Source organism: Planktothrix sp. FACHB-1355, from assembly GCF_014748295.1.
GTDB classification, from domain to species: domain Bacteria; phylum Cyanobacteriota; class Cyanobacteriia; order Cyanobacteriales; family Aerosakkonemataceae; genus Aerosakkonema; species Aerosakkonema funiforme_A.
In genome coordinates this window covers 1-3,311 of sequence record NZ_JACJUP010000817.1, presented here as the reverse complement: position 1 = coordinate 3,311, position 3,311 = coordinate 1, and the positions used below count along the sequence as shown (strand labels likewise).

At 45.4% G+C, this 3,311-nt stretch carries 3 protein-coding genes; all 3 read right to left on the bottom strand.

All coding sequences use genetic code 11. The annotated features are described in order from the left end of the window. Nucleotides 1–80: 80 nt before the first annotated feature. The gene (locus tag H6S82_RS25355; protein WP_190464481.1) at nt 81–626 is read right to left on the bottom strand and encodes an Hsp20/alpha crystallin family protein; all 546 of its coding nucleotides are present in this window, start codon (nt 624–626) and stop codon (nt 81–83) included. A gap of 100 nt (nt 627–726) precedes the next feature. Beyond that, on the bottom strand, nt 727–1,113 hold the full coding sequence (locus H6S82_RS25350) for a response regulator (protein ID WP_190464480.1): 387 nt from the start codon (nt 1,111–1,113) through the stop codon (nt 727–729). Nucleotides 1,114–1,115: 2 nt separating this feature from the next. After that, nucleotides 1,116–3,311: PAS domain S-box protein (locus H6S82_RS25345; RefSeq protein WP_191056900.1), on the bottom strand; the 2,196-nt coding region annotated here is incomplete at its 5' end.

Genomic DNA, 3,311 nt, shown 5'->3' with positions numbered 1-3,311 from the left:
GCCGACAAAACCAATAAGTTTGATGTAGTCTGGCGTGACGAACCATTTGGTAGGAGCAACAAGGACAGTTTGTCACGATCTTATCGTTTTTTGTTATTTTTAGCATATAAGGAGGGAGAAGTATTGCAGGTTTCTATTCTTGTTGCTTTTGGCTCTATCTCGTGCAATTGCGGAAGCATTAAATTCGCATCGATTACATCGACGCAAACTTTAGGTTCTGTAATTATCTGTTGTTTGAGTATGCGGATAATCAAAACGTTATCTTTGTATTCAGCTAGAACTGTTTTGGGATGAACTGGAGAAGGAAAAGGAATTAAACTTTTAAAACTGCCGGGATGAAAATAACCTTCTACTCCTGTTGTAGCTGGCCACTTTCCCCTGATTAAAAGCGTTTCCTCAGTTACTTCGATATGGATGTCTTTAATATCGATATTGGGAAGATGAGCTTTAATCGCCAATAAATTGGCGGTTTCGTCAATTGTAATACCTGCGATCGCCGATGCTTCTGTGCTGCCAATCCAGAGCGTTGATTGGTGGCAATCTTCCAGCAAACTAGCCCAATAATTCATGATAGATTGGGTTAGTTCATTCAAGTATTGCATTGATTGCCAATAAATAGTGTTCATAGGCTTCTAAGACATTTAGCTTCTGTTTATCTAAAAAGCTATATGCTAAAAATAAAGAACTGATAAAGAACTGATAAAAATACGATTTTTTTTACAAAAGTTAATACTCAAATTTCCAGCCCAGGATTTCAGCAACTTCTTCGGTGATTGTAATTGGGTCAAAAGGTTTGGTAATTACTCCTGCTATCCCCATTTGGGCAAAGCGGGCGCGATCGCTTGCTAAGACTTTGGCCGTGAGGAGAATGACCGGAATCGATCGCGTGGTCGGATTTGTCTGAAGTCGATCGTAGACCGCAAAGCCGTCCATTCCAGGCATCGAGACATCTAGGAGAATAGCATCAATGGCTTCTGTTTGGGCGATTTGTAGCCCTTCCTGGCCCGATCCAGCCGTAAGCGCTGCCCATCCTCCCAAATCTTCTAAGCACGCTTGCACAAGTTCCCGCAGTCGTTCTTCGTCATCTACGATTAACACTTTTTTGGCCATCATGATTATGCTTCTTGTTGTAGTGAGAGCGTGAAGAAAAATGTACTGCCAGCACCAAGACTACTTTCAGCCCAGATTCGCCCACCGTGTCGCTCTATAATACTGCGGCAAATTGCCAGTCCCAAACCAGTTCCGCCTTTATCGCGAGAGTCGGAGGCATCCACTTGCTGAAATCGTCCGAAGATAGCTTCCAGCTTATCAGCTGGAATGCCTCGCCCCCGATCGCGAACTTGGAACAGGGCCCGATCGATTTGCGGTTCGACACTTACAGTAATGGTAGAACCGACAGGCGAGAATTTAACCGCATTACTCAACAGATTGATCAGCGTTTGGACAATCGCATCCGATGCGGCCCAAACTTCGATATCGGTGGGATGGATATCGAAAGCGATCTGTTGCCGATCGGCGATCGCTTGCACTGCCTCTACAGCTTGTCGGATTAAATCGCTCGCCTTGCAGGTTGTTTTCTCCAGGACAGCTCGAGCCGAATCTAACCGTTCGAGATCGAGAATATCATTGACCAAACGCACCAAGCGCTCGCTATCAATTGCGGCAATCTCGATCATGCGTTTCAATTTGTCTGGCTTTTTTTCGTAGATTCCAGTTTGCAGCAATCCCAAAGATGCTCGAATCGCTGTTAGAGGAGTGCGGAGTTCGTGGCTGACAATACTAATAAACTCATTTTTCATCTGCTCGATTTTCTGTCGTTCCGTAATGTCTTCGCCAATGCTGACTGTACCGATAATATGGCCGGCAGAATCTCTTAACAGGGTATTATTCCAAGCGATAAATCGGTGTTCTCCCGATTTTGTGAGGATAAAATTTTGATAGTAGGGATGAGGCTTAGATGTCAGCATTTCCGAGAAAATAGTGTGAAGATGTTGCCGCTCGGAAGGCAACACAAAAGTTTCAAACCAGTTCTTACCCAAAGCTTCTGATTCTGTGTACCCAGTCAGTTTCAAGAAAAAAGGATTCACGTAATTCACAGCACCAGCCAGATCGAGTCCTACCACAACTAATTGCACGTTGTCGAGGAGAAATCGCCAGCGTCTTTCCGCTTCTCGCAGAGTTGCTTCGGTTTGCTTGCGTTCGTGCAGTTCGATTTGCAGTTTTCTGTAAAGTTCGGATTGCTGGATGGCGATCGCTAGCTGATCGGTAACGCGATGTAAGAGGTCTGCTTCAATAGTTTGCCATTGGCGGTAAGAGGAACAAGCGTGAGCGATCAAAAGCCCCCAGACTCTCGATCGATCGGAACCTTCAACCGTTTGGACAATGGGAGCGACAACTTTCGACTTGACACTAACTTCCTGCATAAACTCAACTAAGCAAGACCCCCATTCATCTGTTGCCACATCGGACACAATGCGTGGCTTTCCCTGGCAATAAAAGTCATAGCAGTCTGATGGCAAACATTCATCTAACCACCACATTTTCTCAGTCACTGGATACTCAAGCAACACGGATTCTTCCACAACACTGCCCGCACCATCTTCATGCAGTTGAAAAATCAACACCCGATCGGCATTGAGGAGTTGTCGCACCTCTGTCACCGTCACCGCCAGAATTTCATCTAAATCCAGCGATCGCCTGATCTGATTGACAATTTGTCCGACCAGATGTTCGTAGTTTGCCTGTTGTCGCAAAGCTTCTTCTGCTTGTTTGCGAACTTCTTCGAGGCGCTTCGCTACGGTGATATCTTGGTGAACTGCCACCAGAACGTCGCCGTAGTCGGAATGCCTGAATACAGAGCAAGTTGCACTACACCAAAAAAGAGTCCCATCTTTCTTAACATTCTGGACTTCATAGCTGAATTCATCGTTTTGTAAGACGACAGACCGAATGGCTTGATTGACATCTTCAGCACTTACCGATTCGTTGCCATAATTCACAATCGAAACGTGCTGACCGTTGAGTTCTCCAGAGTCATAGCCAAACATCTGCTCAAATTTAGGATTGGCATAGACAATGATTCCATTATCGGCTCTCACTAAGCAAATGCCTTCCGCCATATTACGAGTAATGACAGCTTGAAGCTCCAGCATTTGTTCTGCTTGTTTGCGATGGGTAATATCTTCAAATATGTAGGAAAACCTGGGATACCCAGTGGGGCTGACTGCGATCGAGCAAACGCTTCCCGATAACCAGCGTTGACCCTCAGCAGTGGTATGAAGATATTCAAACCGAACGGGCACTTGAGTCCG

Excerpts from the sequence above, each read along its gene's own strand:
- H6S82_RS25355 (WP_190464481.1), bottom strand. The coding sequence starts at position 626 with ATGAACACTATTTATTGGCAATCAATGCAATACTTGAATGAACTAACC.
- H6S82_RS25350 (WP_190464480.1), bottom strand. The coding sequence starts at position 1,113 with ATGATGGCCAAAAAAGTGTTAATCGTAGATGACGAAGAACGACTGCGG.